Source organism: Parabacteroides sp. AF18-52, assembly GCF_003479145.1.
GTDB lineage: Bacteria > Bacteroidota > Bacteroidia > Bacteroidales > Tannerellaceae > Parabacteroides > Parabacteroides faecis.
On sequence record NZ_QUGR01000011.1, the window covers coordinates 176,972 to 193,853 of the forward strand.

Here is a 16,882-nt window from a genome sequence, read left to right on the forward strand (position 1 = left end):
AGTCTTATTTTTCTGTCAGTTTTTTTAAACGCATCAATGCTTCCACATAATAATAGTCTGCATAGCTCAATGGCACATCCACTTCGCTGTTACCCGGGAAATGACCGGTAGAATGCATCAATGCGAAATTACAATTGGTACCTTTAGCTGCCAGATATTCAGGAGTAGTCAACGAACGCACCTGTTGTTCAGCGAAATCAAGGTAACTTTTAGCCTCTTCACTCTTATCCAACTGGCTCAATTCGATCAGGGCAGATGCCATAATAGCAGCGGCGGATGCATCTCTCGGAACATTCGGAATGCCCGGAGCATCAAAATCCCAATACGGCACTTTATCAGCCGGCATATTCGGATTGTTCATGATAAATGCAGCGATATGTTTTGCCTGATCCAGATATTCTGGTTTTCCCGTTTCACGATACATCATAGTAAATCCGTACAAAGCCCATGCTTGTCCGCGAGCCCATGCAGACTCGTCGGCAGCTCCCTGATGGGTCTGTTTTTTATGGGGAACACCGGTTATCGTATCATAAGAGACTACATGGTAACAGCTATAATCGTCACGGAAATGGTTGTTCATTGTCTTATCTGCATGAGAGATAGCCATTTTGCGAAAACGGTCATCACCCGATGCTTTGGATGCCCAGCTGAAAAACTCCAGGTTCATCATATTATCGATAATAACCGGGAACTGCCATACCTTTTTATTGAAATCCCAGGAACGGATCGCTCCCACCCGTTCATCGAAACGAGTCGCCAACGAATTGGCTCCGGTTAGCATCACATCCTTATATTCCGGTTTTCCGGTTAGACGGTATCCGTTACCATAGCTACAATACAACATAAAACCGACGTCATGGCTGTAAGTGATATTTTTCACTTCTTCCACACGGTCGGTATACATTTCGGCATATTTCTTTAATTCCGGAGTCGGATTGTTTTCATACAGATACCATAATTCGCCAGGGAAAAAGCCGCTGCACCACCAGCTATAGTCGCTTGTTTCCAACGTGCCTTCTTTGTTGATCGCTTTAGGCAGACGACCTTCCTGGCTTTCCAGGTCTTTTGCCATTAAAAGAGCTTGTTCGGTCGAAGCCTTCAGACCGCGGTCAATAACATCAGCAATAGGTTCCTGTTTGGGTTGTGAATCACAAGAAGCCAATAGCACTGTGAACGCAAACACTCCGTACGAAAGAAATTTGTTCATGATAAAAATAGGTTATTAAGTTTTTAAGTTTGTGGCAAATATACTGGTTTATATTCTAAAATTCGACATAACCATCCAAAAAAGGTAAGATACTTGAATTTACAACATAAAAAGGCTTACGATTAATACCTGTCAGTCCGTGTAACATTTTTGAAATATCAATGTAACATTTACTTCAAAGCGCCTTAACCTGTTCTTAATACATGTTACCTTACTTTGCACTCAGAACAAAGAGGTAAATGACGTGAGAAAGTTTTTTGAAAAAATTGTCGAAGGAGGACTATTGATCAGCGGAAGTGTAACCAGTTTCACGATCCTGCTGATTGTCTTTTTTCTTTTTAAAGAGGCTTCCGGCCTTTTTAGCAGTCCGGTTGTGGAAGAAGGGTATGTACTCGCTGTGAATAAGAGTAATGATGTAAGCCATCTGTCTCCGGAAACGATCATGGATATTTTCGATGCCAAAATAACCAACTGGAAAGAGGTGAACGGCAAAGATGAAGAGATCCTGGTCTTTCGCTTTTCCGACCTGACACAATATTACAGTGAAGAAGAATTGGGAGATGAGTTCCAGTATGTCCCGGAAAAAATCAGCGAACTGGTCGGAAAAGAGCCGGGAATCATTGCATTCTTCCCCCAGCAATATCTGGCACAAAACTTCCAGGGGACTGTTCTTCCTGAAGAGAAAATATCACTATCCGATTTCTTCGCCGGGACTAAATGGTATCCGACTTCCGCACCTGCTCCCATCTTCGGACTTATTCCTTTATTGCTGGGAACATTGCTGGTCAGCATCGGAGCAATCGTCCTTTCACTTCCATTCGGTGTGGCAGTCGCCATCTATCTGGCGGAAATAGCCAATAAGCGAACCCGTGAAATACTGAAACCGGTTATTGAGCTTCTGGCTGGTATTCCTTCCGTTGTATATGGTTTCTTTGGTCTGGTCGTAATCGTTCCGCTCATACAGAAAGGATTGAACCTTCCGGTCGGAGAGACAGCCTTTGCCGGTAGCGTCGTATTGGCTATCATGGCATTACCGACCATTATCACAGTTGCAGAAGATGCCATGCGCACGACTCCCCGGGCAATGAAAGAGGCCAGTCTGGCATTGGGAGCTACTCAATGGCAAACAATTTATAAAGTGATTATCCCCTATTCCATATCCGGTATCACATCGGCGATCGTCCTGGGTATCGGACGGGCTATCGGAGAGACAATGGCCGTTTTAATGGTGACTGGTAATGCGGCCGTTATACCGACCTCTTTCTTTGAGCCGGTACGAACCATTCCGGCAACCATCGCAGCAGAACTGGGTGAAGCACCTGCCGGGGGAGCCCATTACCAGGCATTGTTCCTGTTAGGGGCAGTATTATTTATTATCACGCTGCTGTTAAGTATTTCAGTAGAATATATCTCATCCAAAAGAAAAATGTGATTAAGCTATGGCACCTGTTCAAAAATTAGGCAACGTCGACACAAAGAAACGGACTTCACAGAAAGTTGCGTTCGGTATATTCACTCTTCTCAGTTATCTGGTCGTAGTCATACTCTTCTTTATCCTCGGTTTTATCATTATCCAGGGAGGAAAAGTAATCAGTTGGGATTTCCTTACGAAAGCTCCTGCCGAAGGGATGACTGCCGGAGGTATTTTCCCGGCTATCGTCGGAACACTTTATCTCGTATTAGGCAGCAGCCTGATCAGTTTCCCTATCGGGATCATGAGCGGGATTTATATGAATGAATATGCAACAAACGGAAAGATCATCCGTTTCATCCGGATCATGACCAACAACCTGAGCGGTGTACCATCCGTTGTTTTCGGGTTATTCGGTATGTCACTGTTCGTGATCACGCTGGGATGGGGAGATTCTATTATCGCCGGCTCGTTCACTCTGGCATTGATGTCTCTGCCGTTGATCATCCGCACGACGGAAGAAGCCCTGAAAAGTATCGATGATTCTTTCCGTCACGGCAGCCTGGCACTGGGAGCAACCAAACTGCAAACTATAGGCCGTGTCGTATTACCGATGGCTTTCCCGAATATTATTACCGGACTGATCCTGTCGATCGGACGCGTATCCGGAGAAACAGCCCCCATCCTTTTCACCGTTGCTGCTTACTTCCTCCCGCAATTACCGGGAAGTATCTTCGACCAGTGTATGGCTTTACCATACCATTTGTATGTAATATCCACCAGCGGAACAGATATCGAGGCTTCACGCGGAATGGCATACGGAACGGCGCTGGTCCTGATCGCCATCGTACTGGTTGTAAACTTACTGGCCAATGCACTAAGAAGTTATTTCGCCAAAAAAGTAAAAATGAACTAACAACAGAAAGAATAAAACAATAATAATATGATAAAGATTGATGCTCAAAACGTAGATTTCTATTATGGCGATTTCCATGCCTTAAAGAATATCTCGATGCAGATTGAAGCAAACACCTCGGTTGCTTTCATCGGTCCTTCCGGTTGCGGTAAATCCACCTTCTTACGCTTGTTCAACCGAATGAACGATCTGATACCCGATACGCATATGGACGGAAAAATCGGGATCGACGGAAGGGATATTTACGGAAAAGGGGAAAAGGTGGACCAGCTCCGTAAAAATGTGGGTATGGTATTCCAGAAACCGAATCCTTTCCCGAAAACAATCTTTGAAAACGTGGCGTACGGACTCCGGGTAAACGGGGTAAAAGACAATGGCTATATCGAAGAGACGGTTGTCAAGACGCTTAAACAGGTCGTTCTCTGGGACGAAGTAAAAGATAAACTGAAAGAATCGGCTTTCGCCTTGTCCGGCGGACAACAGCAGCGTTTGTGTATCGCCCGTGCATTGGCGATATCACCTTCTATTCTTCTGATGGATGAGCCGACTTCTGCACTGGACCCGATATCGACAAGCAAGATAGAGGAACTCATACATGAGCTTAAAAATGAATATACAATCGTCATCGTTACCCATAATATGCAGCAGGCTGCACGTGTCAGCGACAAGACGGGGTATTTTTATCTGGGAGAGTTGATTGAGTTCGACAATACGCGGAAGATATTCACGAATCCGGAGAAAGAATCGACTCAGAATTATATTACGGGACGATTCGGGTAATTGAAAATTGATAATTGAAAATCGATAATTACATATGAAAGTAATAGATCAGGAGATTGCCTCCTTAAAAAACAGTATCAGCGAAATGTGGGCTTTGGTCCACCAACAGTTATATAATGCAGGGGAAGCAATGCTTACCGGAGACAAGGAACTGGCTTATAAAGTGATCAGTCGCGAACGCCGTGTAAATGCTTTTGAATTGAAGATAGACAGCGATTGCGAAGATATCATTGCCCTGTATGCTCCGGTTGCCGTCGATCTGCGCTTTGTCCTTGCCATGTACAAGATCAACACAAACCTGGAACGTCTGGGTGACTTTGCTGAAAGTATCGCACGTTTTGCAGGTAATCTGCCGGAAGGTGCTCCCGTCGACCCGCAATTGATCAAAGAAACCCGGGTAGAGGAAATGTTACATGAATTATTAAGTATGCTCACCCTCAGCCAGGAAGCTTTCGAAAAAGAAAGTTCGGAAATTGCATCGCGTATCTTTTTAAAAGACAACCTCATCGACGAAATCAACCATAACTCAACCAAAATCATTGCCGACTATATCGAAAAGCATCCCGGAAGTGCCCTGGTAGGTCTGTATATGGCAGGAGTTATCCGCAAGATGGAACGTTTCGGCGACCATTGTACCAACATAGCCGAAGAACTGATCTTCTATCTGGATGCCAAGGTGATGAAGCATATCGGAAAAACAGAGAATTAAACAATACAATCCTTTTATAAATAATCGGTTTGCCAGAAAATAATTATTCTGACAAACCGATATTGCATGCAACAAGTCTGTTTCTTAACAAGCCACTACCAACCAACGAATAACCGACATTATCTAGGGCTATTGTTCATTCTCTCTTTCTTTGTATCTTTGCACCCCGAAGTTACGAAAAGAGTGTAATTTATTGGAAATGAGCATTGGGTAATCGCTCATAATAGTAATAGGTTACGAATTAGTTAGTTATCTACTGCATTATTCTTCTGTGCGTTGCGTAACCTTCAAAGAACTCTTCGTATGCAAAAGTAACAATAAAACGGGAGATTTAGAAATGAATCTCCTGATTTTTTCTTCTCACACAAGTTTTTCCGTAAAAGCGATTTTATCCGTCAGCACACCATCGCCCAAAAAGATTTTGAACGAACGTGTGCCGACTGCCGCATAAGCGGAGAAAAGGGCTTTGCCTCACGCCTAAACAATAGTTTAGACTGATGAGACAAGGCCCCTTTCTTTTGTGCTTATGCCAAAGAGGTGCTTTTACGGGGTTTTGACGATTTTTCTTTTTTCGTTGTCCTTTTGAGCCGGAAGCGGAAAGCCGTGTATGACCGCACATTCCATAAATGGAACAAGCCGTCACTCACGGCAGACAAACCGGGAAGAATGATTTTATCCATCCGACCAAACACGTTTGGCCAAACAGATAAAAACATACTTCCTTGCCGATGGTTTGCTCGGTTTCACGCTACCGGCTATGTTCTTTTCTGTTGGGGATGTCTTTTTCACGGATTTCTCTTTTGAAGTTTTCCTGTCTAATCTGCCTCCACTTCCGTTTACCTCCATTTTCGCGCCTTTCAGTGAGCCGCATCAGGCAGTCATTTTCGTGCTGGGTGCAAAGGTAACTCCGGGATTGTACGGGAAAGCAAGGTCAAGCCTCCTGTTTTCTGGAAAAATCTCCAGCCTTTCGGGTAGTATTTTTCCGAAAAACCTTGCATTCCCTAATCCCTACCTTTTTAAGCACCCGAAACGAAAACGACCGATGCGACAGAAAGACGCATTAAAAAAAATGTCGGATAAACGAGAAGCAGATAAGATAGTTTGAAACTCAACTCCCTCAGCTCTTGAATCCGCATTAAAAAACAAAAAATCAAAAACAAAACGGATATGAGAACGGCAATAGCAACAAAATTCGTGGCATGGGAAGTACCAAGTTTGGAGAACCTGCAAGGCAGCAAGGTGTACGGACTTCGCACCAAACTGAACAATGGTGAGAAATTGAGCCGAGAGGAAAAGGATTGGCTTACACGCAACGTGAACAGCAACACCTATTTCAAGAGCGCAGTACCCTTGCAAGGTTGGATGTTTGACTTTTCCGACATTCTCCGAACCTACATTGTAAAGCAGTATGGACATTGGGCGGAATACAAGGCTACCGACAAGACCGCACTCCGCAGTTTCCTATACGGCAGGATAGACAGCATCGTGGAACTTAACAAATGATACGGCTATGACAGCAACGGTAAATTTCAGACAAATGGCGCAATACATAGGGCTTGCGATATGCACCCTAATCATGCGCACCGCCTTTTGGGTGTCCGGCATCCTTTGGTACATCGTCAGAGAGATAATAAACGGAGTGTTCCGAGTGGCAATAGGGGTAATCGTGGCTATTCTTTCCGTTATCCTGTTCTTCGGCTTCATTCTTTGGTTATTCACCCTTTAATCCCTACCGACATGGCAAAGAGAAGAAGCAAGACAGTGGAGCAACAATGCAGATACTACGAGGTGGGCAACATCTTCGAGTACATGGTGGAAACATACCTCAACGGCAATATGTCCGTGTTCCGTGGACTCTACCACGAACTGAACAAGGACGCACGGAAGGACTTTATAGACTTCCTATTGAGCGAGGTTGAGCCGATTTATTGGAGGGAGATTTTGAAACATACTATTTGACAACTCATAAAAACGACAGCGATATGAAAGGAACAGACCATTTCAAGAGAACGATACAGATGTATTTGGAACAACGTGCGGAGGAAGACACGCTCTTTGCGAAGAACTACCGCAATCCAGCCAAGAACATTGACGATTGCGTAACCTACATTCTGAACTATGTGCAGAAAAGCGGTTGTAACGGCTTCACGGACGGAGAGATATACGGACAAGCAGTACACTACTATGACGAGAACGAGATTGAGGTGGGCAAGCCTATCCAATGCCAAGTGGCGGTGAACCACATTGTGGAACTCACGGCAGAGGAAAAAGCAGAAGCACGTCAGCAGGCAGTCCGCAGATACCAAGACGAGGAACTCCGCAAGTTGCAGAACCGCACCAAGCCGACAAAGGCGAAAACAGAAACCCAAGTTCAACCCTCATTATTTGATTTTGGCTTATGAAACCGAGAAACAAATTTGAAAAAGCAGTTCTTGCCCAAAGCAAGAAACTACGCCCGATAACCCCGATACAGATAAATTGGGCATTCCGTAATTGCGTGGAGCATTATGCACACCGCTTGCCGAAAGGTCGTACCACTTGTATGGATTGCGGTCATAGTTGGGTAATGACGGAGCAGACCGAGCATTGTACGTGTCCCGAATGTGGAGCAAGTTTGAAAGTCTGCCTCACCTATCAGCGCAAGGTAAGACAAAAGCAGTATTTCACAACCCTTACCACAAGCGGAGAATACCAAGTGCTACGAATGTTCTTGCTTGTCGTGGGTATGGAGAAAGGGGTTAATGCCAAGTCCTATGCCCTTGAAATCGGGCAGTATTGGTGGAATGAACAAGGGCGTAAGGCTGTTGTTGCCATTCCACGCACATTGGGATGCTACATCGACACGTTCTCATTCGCTTCTCCTTTTGCTATCCGCAATGACAATGAAGCGTACCGCCATATCTCATATTCCCCGATATATCCAAGATATAAGGTGTTGCCGACGCTCCGCAGAAACGGCTTTAACGGCAATTTCCACGACATTGTACCCACCAAACTAATACCGGCATTATTGTCGGACAGCCGTGCGGAAACGCTGTTGAAGGCAGGGCAATATCCCATGTTGCGCTACTATCTGTACCACTCTTTCAATATTGGAGAGTATTGGGCTTCAATCAAGATATGTATCCGCAACGGCTATACTATTGAGGACGGCTCAATGTGGCGTGACACCATAGACCTCCTGCGTCATTTCGGCAAGGACACAAACAGCCCGAAATACGTTTGCCCTGCCGACCTCAAAGTTGAACACGACAAGTTGGTGGCAAAGCGCAACCTGCAAAGGAAACATGAGCGGACTGAACAGCAACGCAGGAAAGCGATTGAGGACGAGAAACAATATCTGAAAGCTAAGGGCATATTCTTCGGACTTGCCTTTACCGACAGCCTTATTTGCGTCAAAGTCATAGAGAGCGTGGAAGAAATGGCAGAGGAAGGAAGGACGATGCACCATTGTGTGGGCGGTTACCACAAACGAAAAGACTCCCTTATCCTATCCGCCACCATTGACGGAAAACGAATTGAAACGATAGAGGTGTCACTAAAAACTTTTGAGGTGGTGCAGTGTCGTGGCGTATGCAACGAGAACTCCGAATACCACGACCGCATCATCGCCCTTGTGAACAAGAACGCCAACCTTATCCGCCAGCGGATGAAAGCGGCATAATATCGACATCTAACAACTAACATTATGGAAGTAAGATTTGAAAGCATGGTTTTCCTATGGGATGATAAAATCCCCACGATGTTCCTTGAATTTATGAACCTCCTCACTCTTTGTCAGAGTGAGGAGCAATTAAGGGCGAGCGTCAAGGACTTTGCCGAGAAACACGAACTTGACAAGTTCTTCCTTTACGGCTTCGGCTCTCATCATTTCTACCTGCACCAACGCTACACGAGCGACCCCGAAATGGTGATGCAACACAGAGTGCTGTCTGTACATTTCTAATCATCTAAATAACAACGACTATGGCAACAAAATGACAATTAACGGAGTAAGCACCTGCCAATCGGCAGGAACGGAGAACTACGAGAAATTCCAAACGGGTATCGACAGACGCAAACGCACCCTTGTGCAATACGACTACCGCCACACGGACGGGGAACTTTTCTCTTGTGTCAAACCCACATTAGACGAATGTCGAGCCGCACGGGACAAGTGGCTAACGGCAAAGGAAAGGAAGGAGGAGAAGCGATGAACGAAGCAGGCTACCAAACGCTGATAGTCAAATTCAGCGAACCCATTACGGCATTGGACGGCATCTTTGACGATGCCGAAGCGTGGGGAGTTGATACCCTAAAGGGGTGGATAGACAGCTATGAAAGCAGCCGTTTCACTGCCATTGACAGCCATACGGCAGTCATCACGAGCGAGTATAGCATGGAATGTCTGAAAGAGTGGCTGGAAAAATGCACACCCATAACCGAGAAAACAGAATTTTGAACATTGGGGCGGTGTCCGCACCGCCCGAACCATAAACCTAAAAGACAACGGATATGATAGCAAAGACAATTTTAGAGCAGATTGGCGGCAGACGCTTTGCCGCCATGACGGGAAGCAAAGACTTCACAGACATGGGCAACGGCTTGCGCATGAGCCTTGCGAGGAACAAGACCAGTGCCAACCGCCTTGACATCATCTATGACGGAGGGGCAGACCTATACAATATGCGTTTCTACCGCAAGACGTTCAGCAAAAAGACATTCGAGAGCAGGACGAAGGACATTGAAACGCACGAGGGGATATATTGCGATATGCTGGAGGAAATGTTCACGATGGTAACGGGACTTTACACCCGCTTTTGAGGGGTGGGCGGCAAAAGCCGCCTACTTTCTTTCATGAGCATGATGGCGGATAAGAAAGTAGGCAAAGAAACCTTTGTACCAATCTACGATAGTATTCACAAAAACAAGTTTTAATCATGGAAACAATCAGACAGAACGGAAAAACCATCTTGTACAGCAACGACGGCATAAGCATAAAGATGGTTTTCAAGAACCTTACGGGCAGGAATTTTCAAGGTCAGGAATATACAGACTATATCCGGCATATCGCAATCGGCAGCATGGGATTTTCACCCGGTATCATAGAGCATTGCAGGGACGGTGAGGTTGCAGGCAAAGGGACAATCCCGAATGTATGAAAACTGAAACTCCGATGAAGTTGGCGGCTTCATCGGAGTTTCTTTCGTCAGACACTTATTCTTTATGGTACATACAGCAGCGCAAACTCAGCCTTCCTTCGTTTGAGCAGCATGGCGTGGCGTTTCCCCTTATAGTTACAGAAAGCGATATACTCCCGGTAGATGTTCCTGTCACCCGCCTCCAGCTTTCGGATTAGCGTGCTTTTGGGTATCTTCCCACTCCCCAAAAGACGGTACGGACCGACATTGTAGGCGAGCGTGGCAAGCAGAAGCGAATCCTTCCCGAACTGCTGGAACATCGCGCAGAACTTCCGCAGGTCTTTTCGCAGAAGCGCGTCCGCCTGCCGCTTCGTCATGGTGCGTGCCGAATACCTTTCCCCCGGCTGCAACCGATGTCCATATCCTATGGAAAAGCCACTCAACTTTGACCCTTTTGGCCACGCAAGATTTGCCCACCTTTTTGTACTATATGATTGACCCTTTAAAGTCCTGGTGTTGGGGGGCAATATTATTTTACCCTTTTAAAAATTCTCGTTTTTCTTAGATTTTAATTTTCGCATACTTTCACCATATAATTCTATAGTATGGGCCGTATGTATGATGCGGTCAAGGATTGCATCGGCTATTGTTGGATCACCTACCATGTCATACCAGTTGGAAGATGGATACTGCGATGTGATGATGACAGATTTCCGTTCATGCCTATCCTCAATAATTTCAAGCAGTATGGGACGCTCTTTGGCGTCAAGTGGTACAATAAACAAGTCGTCAAGAATGAGTAGCTGGCAACGCTCAATCTTCTTGAGTTCCGCTTCAAGTGTACCTTTTACTTTGGCGACTTTCAGCGCACCGAGCAGTTTCGGAGCATTGGCATAGAAGGTACGGAATCCCCTTTTGCATGCTTCGTGTCCAAGGGCACAGGCCAAATAGCTTTTTCCCGTTCCGGAAGAACCAGTAATGAAAAGGTTCTGTGCCTTATGCACAAAATCAAGGGTGGCGAGACGTTCCATCTGATTGCGGTCCAGTCCCCGGTTCGTGGCATAGTCAATCTGCTCAATATAAGCCTTGTAGCGGAATGCCGCATTTTTGGTGAGCCGTGCAATGGCAGCCTGGGAGCGATAGTCCCATTCGCGTGCAAGGAGCATGGAAAGGAACGTGTCCGCAGTCATGGATTGCGGAGTGGTGCCGGCAAGACTTTCCCTGAAAGCCTCTGCCATACCATGCAATTTCATACGGTTCATTAAATCCAGTGATATGGTATTCTGGTCTTGTTGTCCCGTAACGGGAGCTGTTTTATTGTTTACTTCCATAAATAATAGTTTTATTGTTTGTCTTTTTTGTAATATTCACGTCCACGTATATTTTTGTGGGTCAATGGAATCTGGGAAGTCACGTTGGACTGTACTTTTCCGTCCTCATCAGGAAGGAAATCCACATCTTCTCCCAGTTCAAGCACCTCGCGCAAGGCTTGGTATCCGTATTGCAATTTCTGATCCGCACATGCGCAAGCCGCAACTAGACGGTCACGGCCGTATTTCTTCTCCAGTGTCATGATGCCACGGCATGACCTGAACGCTTTGGGTGGATATTGCATGACACGCTCCACTTCCTGAAGATAGTTCAATACGATGTTGTCTATTTCCGAGGCACGTTGAAAGAGTTCCTCCAAGTCCTTGTCATAGGGACCATAATGACCAGGCAGGTTGTGCTCCTTTTTCCAAGAATAAGTGTAAGGAATGTCACAGCGGTCGTGGGTGGCGACAAGGTTCATTCCACAATAGATTTCCACCGTGTCGGCATCATAGAGAATCGTCATGCGCCTGCCTACATACTCTTTCGGAACACTGTAATGGTGCTTGAACAAGGAAACGTAAGAGTTCTTTCCCACGGTCATCAGTTTCCTTTCTTTCATTACGTAGCGTTTCACGGGAAGCGGACGAAGATAATCCTTCTCTCCATGAAGGAATATTTCCTTGCGTGACATCTCCCGTCCGGCCATCACCTTTTCATTGAAATCAAGCAAGGAAATATGGATGGCGGTATTGAGTTCCTCCAAACTGGAAAATGTCATTCCCTCTATATCAAGGTAAATGGAACGGTAGAGGAGCTTTACGGCATTTTCTACCAAAGCCTTGTCCTTGGGGTGACGCACACGAGCAGGATAGACCACACAGCCGTAATATTCGGCAAAAGCGGCGAAATCATCATTGATGACAGGTTCGTTGCGGTCGCTTCGTGTGACGGCAGCCTTCAGATTGTCGGGGACGATAGCCGCAGGAACACCTTCAAAATATTGAATGGCATTCTCGCATGCCTTTATCAGGTCTTCCTTGCGTTGCGACCATACGGCTTCGCAGTAGGTATAATGGCTGAACGGAAGGATGGCAACAAATACCTCGGCTTTCTTCGTCTCGCCCGTCATTTCATCAACAACTTCAAGTCTGTCACCGGCAAAGTCAATATACATCTGCTCTGCGGCATAGTGCTCTACATGACCGACAACCTTAATGTGAAACCTGTATTCGCTGACAATCCGTTTGAAGGAAGACAACTGATAGCCGTCCGGATATTCGGTATGGTACTCCTTGAACAGTTTTCGGACACTCATACCTTTGCGTGACAGACGAGATACATATCCGGGAAGCAAGGCCTCCAATTCAATCCTTTTGGATGAAGGCTCCCGATGCCGGGTATCCGTGCAGCCGAACAGTTCATCCAACTGTCCATTGGGCAGGGAAAGAAGCTGTTCAATACTCTTGCCGCTTGAAAGGAATAAGCGGACATATTTGCGGACTGTATTACGGGAAATATGAAACGTAGATGCCGTTTCCTTGATTCCTATGCCAGCCGCATAACATCTTAAAATGTTTTTGATTCGTTTATTCATTTGTATAGATTTTATTTTCTCTCCCGTTACACCAGGACAAGGGTACTCAAATCTACACAAAAAAACTATAATTATAGGTGAAGCAAGTGGGCAACACTATTTTAGCCAAAGGGGTCAATCATATTTTAGCCAAAAGGGATAATTCTGCGTGGCCAAAAGGGGCAAAGTTGAGTGGCTTTTCCATTGGAAACGTATAGGTAGAATTATCTTTTAACGTTTTTACAATATCTGCATGGTCGAAATTATCGGGTAGTAAGTTTGCCAAATAATTATCGAGCGCCTCCGAATTTGTTGCTACTTGATAATATTTATATGCTTTAGTTGTCGCGTTATCCCGATAGGCAGCATCTGTTGCATTTGCAGCTTGAATATAATCGATAAATGTATTTGGCTTGACTGTTTTTGCTTCAATCAATGACGTAAAATCGCACGCCAACTTATTTTGCGCAATAAACCTGTCTATTGCATCTAACGTTTTGAAATAGTCGCCGCCATTGAAGTCATTGAACCGAACTATCTTCTTATATAATTGAGCAATCACATGGTTTTGGCTTTCCGTGTCTAAATGCAACAGCAGTTCTTGGTATTCGACAGGGAACACCTGCTTCTCTATGGATTCTTTTAATTTCAATTGTGCTATTCTTTGCCATACACGCAGAATAACATCGCTCTTTCGAGTTAATTTATGCAAACAATGTATAATCTTATCGATAAGCGCATTGTCCATACATTGTATAACTTCTTCTAATACAGTGTCAAATTGTTTATTAGTCTCTGCATATTGATTTATGTCGTGGTCTTCTTCTCCGTTGATGCAGCCTTCAATATATTTTTTCAATGGAATTTGTCGAGCATCTTCAACATCGACACCATATACCAAAGCTGCAATTTCGCGTTGTGTTTGCAGATCATTGTTAATTATTGTTTGAATGCCATTCAGATAGTCGCCGGACAATATTTGTTCTACTGGATTTGCCAGAATATCCGTCTTCTTCAAACAGAACAATGCTATGTTTATCATCAAAATTTCGTTACACCACTCTTGTTTAAGAGCGACCATCTCATTGATATATGATATAATTTCCCTAACATTGGCATTAGGATTTACCAATCTGAATATCCGATTTATAGTTTCTTTCGCTTCATTTTCTGTTTCTCCAAATGCTTCAACAAACAGTTTGTTGAATATACTTCGATAGTCGGTAATAACAGGAGGAGCAACACGATAAACAATAGGGAAAGTTTTATTGATAAAATACTTGGTCAGTTGTTTCGTTTGTTCGTCGGTCTCATCTCCGAATGCACAAGCTAAATGTGTTTCATCGAAAGGAATAACAGCCCAAACATTTTCAAAACCGCTATCGGCGAAGAACGTATGGATAGAAGACCATAATTCTTTTACTTTTTCAGCGGGGAGACGATCCATGTTGTCAAAAACAAGGACTAATTTACGTTGTCCTTTTTCCTTGATAAAATCAGAAATGTCTTGCATCCATGTTTTGAACTCGTAAACCGTTGGTTCGTCTTCGCTCAAAGTCTCATAGCAAACGTCCTTTTCGACTTTATCTTGATAAATAGCTAACATATAACTCCATCCATATTTATGATCTTTGCTATATGCCCATTTCCAAACGCACAATGCAATAAGAACTGGCAGTGCAGCTATGATAATAGACAATAAAGAAAACCACCATGTTGTGGGTGTAGGTTTTACTGCATACGCAATAAATGTAAATATCGGAGTTAAAACTGCAACCAAAAATGCCGCAACCATACCATTACTGATAAGGGGATATTTTTCGGTTACGGTCTCCGTTTTACGGGCTAATAAATATTTCAGCTTTTCAGACCATGATACGGTTTTCGTACCTCCACCTTTGACTTTTATTGTTGCATTTCCAGATAGGATACCATCATCAATAAGTTTGCTTGTAAGCAATTCCAATATAGAGCGGCGTTGCAAGTCCTCTTGATGTCCCCATGCGTCATACTCAAAAAAGTAATAGTCGTCTGATAATTCACGTTCCAACATTTTAACCACGTTGGATTTTCCAGATCCCCAAATACCTTCGATGCCGATAATTCGAGGTAAAGTACATTCCTCATCCAATGAATCATTCTGACAAAAATGGCGAGCAATAGTTTTTGCCAACCTTTCTTGCGAACCTCCATCGAATTTGTCAATACCACACGGTTTATTTTGGATAAACCGCGGATATTGCTGTTTGGATTGTAGTTTTGTTTCCATATACGTAATTTATTGATTATACGAACTCCAAATAATTCTCCCGATTTACCACATGAAACTCGGCATAGGGATAGGCTTCTTGGAAGGCTTTCGGTGCGGCCGGCATTTTATTTCCCCACTTGAACTCCAAGGCGGTAAGACTGTCGGCACTCTCCTCAATCAGGTCGATTTCCTGTTTGTCGTAGGTGCGCCAGAAATAGAACTCCCTGTGCAGTCCCTCATTGAAGTTCGCTTTGCGCCGCTCTCCGATGATGTAGTTCTCCCACAGCGCACCGACATCCTGCCGAATGGCCAGCGGTGAGAAAGCCCCGATAATGGCATTGCGAATGCCGTTGTCGTAGAAGTACCACTTGCCAGCTTTTGTAACCTCCTTGCGTAGGTTACGCGAATAAGCCCCCAGACGATAGATAACGAAGACCTTTTCCAATAGGTCGAGGTATTTTTCAACGGTCGTCTTGCTCATGCCGAGTTGTTTACCTAACTCTTCGTAAGAAACTTCGCTGCCCAACTGAAAAGCTATCAATCGCAGTAGATCGCGCATCTTGCTCGAATTTTTTAAGCCGTCAATTGCTAAGATATCTTTAAGCAGGTATGCACCGACAATATCACGTAGGTAGTCTGTTTTACGTTCATAGTTCTCCATCATTACTACTTCGGGATAGGAACCGTAAATCAAGCGCGCTTCGAGGTTCTGGCGGGTTTCAAGTGCCGTTTCCGTCTGTGCGATTTCCCGTTGCGAGAATGGTGTAAGGAGAAATTGCGTACTGCGGCCGACCAACGGTTCACCAGTCTTATTCAGCAAATCGAATGACGAAGAACCACTTGCCAAGACACTTATTCCCGGTATTTCATCAACTATCAACTTCAGAATACTACCGATTTGTGGTATGTTCTGTGCCTCATCAATAGCCAGCAAATCAATACCATCCAATAAATGCCGATAATTGGCTATTGAGCGATTCTCCAATAGTGCTAATGTGTCGTAGTCTTCGCCGTTGAGCATCATCGTCCTACCTGAATAGTTGTCCACAATTTTACGCATCATTACCGTTTTACCAACACGGCGAGCACCAAAAATCAGTACTGCTTTATTGGGCGCGATTCGTGCTGTAATCTTCTCTTGAAGTATTCTATTTACTGTTTCCATACCTTATAAAATATAATGCAAAGATAATCATATTTTTTTAATTGGCGAATTTTACAAAAAAAACGGGCTATTAAATGGCGATTTTTACAACCACAATCTTATGGAAGTTGTTTCATTGTTTTTAGTAATGATATATGTTCATACTATGATGACTCAATAATTTACCAGACATACGTTTCTGAAATTTGTCCTTATAGGAATGAAAAACTCACATATATTGTGCTAATTAATATATAATTAAATGAAAATAAAAAGACAGGATACGAGTATTCCTGTCTTCTCATATGTAATGGATATTTTTTTATTTTCTCATCCGCTCCAACTCCTCATCACGCAACATTCTCTCGTTCAGTTTTTCCTGCATCCTGTCAATGAAATAGGTGCGGCTTTCGTTCTTCCGGCGTTTGATATCAGTGTAGAAGCGGTAGCAGTCTTT

At 44.3% G+C, this 16,882-nt stretch carries 21 protein-coding genes and 2 pseudogenes; 15 read left to right on the plus strand and 8 right to left on the minus strand.

Going from position 1 to position 16,882, the window contains the following annotated elements; genetic code table 11:
* Positions 1-4: 4 nt before the first annotated feature.
* Complete coding sequence (locus DWX23_RS17830) at positions 5-1,207, minus strand: glycoside hydrolase family 88 protein (protein ID WP_122375449.1); 1,203 nt, start codon at positions 1,205-1,207, stop codon at positions 5-7.
* 244 nt (positions 1,208-1,451) lie between these two features.
* Here DWX23_RS17830 and pstC point away from each other — a divergent pair, with 244 nt between their 5' ends.
* Genes pstC through phoU form a run of 4 tightly spaced genes read left to right on the plus strand, consistent with a single transcriptional unit; the run spans position 1,452 to position 5,023 of the window.
* Positions 1,452-2,639, plus strand: coding sequence for a phosphate ABC transporter permease subunit PstC (gene pstC, locus DWX23_RS17835; RefSeq protein ID WP_122354197.1), 1,188 nt, complete (start codon positions 1,452-1,454; stop codon positions 2,637-2,639).
* Positions 2,640-2,646: 7 nt separating this feature from the next.
* Positions 2,647-3,534 carry a phosphate ABC transporter permease PstA gene (pstA, locus tag DWX23_RS17840; RefSeq protein ID WP_122375450.1) on the plus strand — a complete coding sequence of 296 codons (888 nt, stop codon included), beginning with the start codon at positions 2,647-2,649 and terminating at the stop codon, positions 3,532-3,534.
* Positions 3,535-3,561: 27 nt separating this feature from the next.
* Positions 3,562-4,314, plus strand: coding sequence for a phosphate ABC transporter ATP-binding protein PstB (pstB, locus tag DWX23_RS17845; RefSeq protein WP_122354195.1), 753 nt, complete (start codon positions 3,562-3,564; stop codon positions 4,312-4,314).
* Positions 4,315-4,348: 34 nt separating this feature from the next.
* Positions 4,349-5,023, plus strand: coding sequence for a phosphate signaling complex protein PhoU (phoU, locus tag DWX23_RS17850; RefSeq protein ID WP_122375451.1), 675 nt, complete (start codon positions 4,349-4,351; stop codon positions 5,021-5,023).
* 524 nt (positions 5,024-5,547) lie between these two features.
* Here phoU and DWX23_RS25015 read toward each other — a convergent pair.
* Positions 5,548-5,703, minus strand: a complete 156-nt coding sequence (locus DWX23_RS25015) for a hypothetical protein (protein ID WP_004314171.1) — start codon at positions 5,701-5,703, stop codon at positions 5,548-5,550.
* A 14-nt stretch (positions 5,704-5,717) separates the two neighbouring features.
* On the opposite strand from DWX23_RS25015, the gene DWX23_RS25020 reads away from it, so the two are divergent.
* The 11 genes from DWX23_RS25020 (at position 5,718) to DWX23_RS17915 (ending at position 10,164) form a co-directional block, all read left to right on the plus strand.
* Positions 5,718-6,128, plus strand: coding sequence for a hypothetical protein (locus DWX23_RS25020; RefSeq protein ID WP_032588465.1), 411 nt, complete (start codon positions 5,718-5,720; stop codon positions 6,126-6,128).
* Positions 6,129-6,190: 62 nt separating this feature from the next.
* Positions 6,191-6,526, plus strand: coding sequence for a hypothetical protein (locus DWX23_RS17870; RefSeq protein ID WP_004310306.1), 336 nt, complete (start codon positions 6,191-6,193; stop codon positions 6,524-6,526).
* A gap of 7 nt (positions 6,527-6,533) precedes the next feature.
* Complete coding sequence (locus DWX23_RS17875) at positions 6,534-6,749, plus strand: hypothetical protein (protein WP_005643957.1); 216 nt, start codon at positions 6,534-6,536, stop codon at positions 6,747-6,749.
* Positions 6,750-6,760: 11 nt separating this feature from the next.
* Positions 6,761-6,982 carry a hypothetical protein gene (locus tag DWX23_RS17880; RefSeq protein WP_008019901.1) on the plus strand — a complete coding sequence of 74 codons (222 nt, stop codon included), beginning with the start codon at positions 6,761-6,763 and terminating at the stop codon, positions 6,980-6,982.
* Positions 6,983-7,005: 23 nt separating this feature from the next.
* Positions 7,006-7,425 (plus strand): PcfK-like family protein, encoded by a 420-nt coding sequence (locus tag DWX23_RS17885; RefSeq protein ID WP_004310304.1) that lies wholly within the window; start codon positions 7,006-7,008, stop codon positions 7,423-7,425.
* Entirely contained in the window at positions 7,422-8,687 is a 1,266-nt protein-coding gene (locus DWX23_RS17890; protein WP_004310303.1) for a PcfJ domain-containing protein, read from the plus strand. Before DWX23_RS17885 ends, DWX23_RS17890 begins: the two co-directional genes overlap by 4 nt.
* Positions 8,688-8,711: 24 nt before the next feature.
* The gene (locus DWX23_RS17895; RefSeq protein ID WP_005827305.1) at positions 8,712-8,969 is read left to right on the plus strand and encodes a hypothetical protein; all 258 of its coding nucleotides are present in this window, start codon (positions 8,712-8,714) and stop codon (positions 8,967-8,969) included.
* Between the two features lie 31 nt (positions 8,970-9,000).
* The gene (locus DWX23_RS17900; protein WP_008770680.1) at positions 9,001-9,219 is read left to right on the plus strand and encodes a DUF3873 domain-containing protein; all 219 of its coding nucleotides are present in this window, start codon (positions 9,001-9,003) and stop codon (positions 9,217-9,219) included.
* Positions 9,159-9,464 carry a hypothetical protein gene (locus DWX23_RS17905; protein WP_004310302.1) on the plus strand — a complete coding sequence of 102 codons (306 nt, stop codon included), beginning with the start codon at positions 9,159-9,161 and terminating at the stop codon, positions 9,462-9,464. The genes DWX23_RS17900 and DWX23_RS17905 overlap by 61 nt, the downstream gene beginning before the upstream one ends.
* A gap of 53 nt (positions 9,465-9,517) precedes the next feature.
* Complete coding sequence (locus tag DWX23_RS17910) at positions 9,518-9,826, plus strand: hypothetical protein (RefSeq protein ID WP_004310301.1); 309 nt, start codon at positions 9,518-9,520, stop codon at positions 9,824-9,826.
* 116 nt (positions 9,827-9,942) lie between these two features.
* Positions 9,943-10,164 (plus strand): hypothetical protein, encoded by a 222-nt coding sequence (locus DWX23_RS17915; RefSeq protein ID WP_004310300.1) that lies wholly within the window; start codon positions 9,943-9,945, stop codon positions 10,162-10,164.
* A gap of 62 nt (positions 10,165-10,226) precedes the next feature.
* Here the strand turns inward: DWX23_RS17915 and DWX23_RS17920 are convergent.
* From DWX23_RS17920 to DWX23_RS17950, 6 genes and pseudogenes are all read right to left on the minus strand, one after another.
* Positions 10,227-10,571 (minus strand): annotated as a pseudogene (locus tag DWX23_RS17920) (glycoside hydrolase family protein); the annotation flags it as partial.
* Positions 10,572-10,685: 114 nt separating this feature from the next.
* Entirely contained in the window at positions 10,686-11,474 is a 789-nt protein-coding gene (gene istB, locus DWX23_RS17930) for an IS21-like element helper ATPase IstB (protein ID WP_005942612.1), read from the minus strand.
* 11 nt (positions 11,475-11,485) lie between these two features.
* The gene (gene istA / locus DWX23_RS17935; protein ID WP_005942609.1) at positions 11,486-13,051 is read right to left on the minus strand and encodes an IS21 family transposase; all 1,566 of its coding nucleotides are present in this window, start codon (positions 13,049-13,051) and stop codon (positions 11,486-11,488) included.
* Positions 13,052-13,235: 184 nt separating this feature from the next.
* Positions 13,236-15,299, minus strand: a pseudogene (locus DWX23_RS17940) (P-loop NTPase fold protein); the annotation flags it as partial.
* 16 nt (positions 15,300-15,315) lie between these two features.
* Positions 15,316-16,446: an ATP-binding protein gene (locus DWX23_RS17945; RefSeq protein ID WP_004291480.1), complete on the minus strand. Its 1,131-nt coding sequence runs from the start codon at positions 16,444-16,446 to the stop codon at positions 15,316-15,318.
* A 301-nt stretch (positions 16,447-16,747) separates the two neighbouring features.
* Positions 16,748-16,882 (minus strand): RteC domain-containing protein (locus DWX23_RS17950; RefSeq protein ID WP_182422706.1); only part of this gene is annotated, 135 nt, incomplete at its 5' end.